Raw genomic sequence first — 1,793 nt, 5'->3', positions numbered from 1 at the left:
GATTGGCGCAGGCCCAGGGTCCGACGCGTTGCAGCCTCTGAACCCTATCGACGAGCGCGCGGACCTGCCTTTGCCGTTCGGCATCGCCAGTGTTTTCGCGCTGCCAGCGGCGCGCCCGCCGCAGAATCTCGGTGATGTCGGTGACATCAATGTCGGCTGAGATGCTTTTGCCGAGCTGGCGGCTGAGCTCGGTGACCAAAACCCTCTGACGCTGGGCATAGGAAGCGCCTTGGTCGAACGGCATGCCGGTGGCAGCTTCATCGCGGGCCAGCAGTGTCGAATAGACATGGTGAATGCGCTGCGGCAGCGTGTCGGTCGCCTGGCGTTCTATTTTGAGGTTTTTCTCGACATAGGCGCATTCCTTCGCCAGTGCCGCTTCGACGTTGCCGGTGAAGGCAAGCTTCCAGACGACGGGCGCGATCCAGACCTTGAAATTGGGATCCGTGGCCCGACCGCGCTTGAGGGCCTCCAGTCCCATCTCGACGGCACCCGGCAGCAAAGGCGCAACGACATTGGCATGCCAGCCGACGCCGCCTTCGGGATGCAGCAGCACGCCATGGCCTTTCAAGGCCCAGGCGATCGAGTGTTCCTTCGCTGCCCCGCTGTTGCCGGGAATCTGGGCGATCAGATTGTTGGCCAGCCAGAACTTCTGCATCAGCCGGCCAAGGCCGTTGACGACACCATTGGTCGCCCATGAGGCCGTGAGCGGGCTGACCTGCGACACGATTTCCTTGTCGATCATCCAGTCGGTGAAGAACTCGGGATGATTGGGCGTGATGAAGGTCGCCTTCCCTGCCCCGCAACTGGCCTTCAGCCGCTCAAGATCGGCGTCGGGAAAGTCGATATGGCGGACATTTGAGACGCCGCGCAGACCGGCCAGGCGATTGAACGGCAACAGATCCCGAAACCCGGGAATGCCGCGCAGCATGACGATCCGGTTGACGGATGTCATGGCCCTGATCAGTGCCGGGTTGGGCCGCGGCGCGACGAACGTATCGATCCTGCTCAAGCTGATCCCCCTCGCGCCTGGACGCTGGAAGAGGTTGAGGGACGATTGCGGCACGTTCAAGTCGTTCGTTACGACCACGCCGTGCCGTGGCAAATCAGCTGCCTAGACAGGCACTATTTGGCGGGACAAGGTTTTGTCTGGTCGAACAGCGACAGGTTGACCAGCTTGCCGGTCATCGAGAAGTCGCCATAGTCCATGACGAGATCGCGGGTGATGCCGTTCTCATGCAGCTTGAAGCTGATACGGTATTCCGGAACCTCTTCGCCGGTCTTGTTGGTGTCGTCGAAATAGGCGATGTCGACCGGCCAGTATTTGTCGGTGGCGAGCTTTGCCAGTGCCGAAGCTTCCGGGTCGGCCTTGTCGGCATCGGTTTTCTTGCCGACAACGACGGTGGTGGTCATCACCTTGTTGGCGTCTTCGGAACCGTCGAACAGGTTGGTTTCGTAAAAATTCTCGCCTTTTTCGGCCTTGCCGATCAATTCGACCAAATGCTGGGTCGGGAATTGGGTTGTCGCCAGCTCGACGCTGTTCTTTTCGGGCTTGTCGATATCGACCTTCAGGCCCTTGGCCTCTTTCGTGGCTATGCCCTTGACCTCCTTGTCGAGGTTCTGGTCGGAAAAGGATTTCGTCACGAACGAAAAGGTCTTGCCTTCGGCGTCCTCGAAAGTTGTCGTCTGCTGGTCCGTCAGCTTCGTGCCGTCAGCGGTGACGATCTGGGTGACGAAGCGGAATTTCACCGTATAGCCTTCGCAGGCCGAGCCGTTGAACTCATAGACCATGCGGC

Annotated in this window: 2 protein-coding genes; both read right to left on the bottom strand. The window is 60.0% G+C overall.

The features are described 5' to 3' along the window. The coding region (locus EN969_RS29570) for a hypothetical protein (RefSeq protein WP_127419652.1) at nucleotides 1–1,009 on the bottom strand (1,009 nt) is incomplete at its 3' end. A 113-nt stretch (nucleotides 1,010–1,122) separates the two neighbouring features. Next, nucleotides 1,123–1,793 (bottom strand): cell envelope integrity EipB family protein (locus EN969_RS29565; protein WP_127419651.1); only part of this gene is annotated, 671 nt, incomplete at its 5' end.

This window comes from Mesorhizobium sp. M7A.F.Ca.CA.003.01.2.1, from assembly GCF_003998945.1.
Taxonomy (GTDB): Bacteria; Pseudomonadota; Alphaproteobacteria; order Rhizobiales; family Rhizobiaceae; genus Mesorhizobium; species Mesorhizobium ciceri.
The sequence above is the reverse complement of the archived record's forward strand: the minus strand, read 5'-3'. Positions and strand labels throughout refer to the sequence as shown.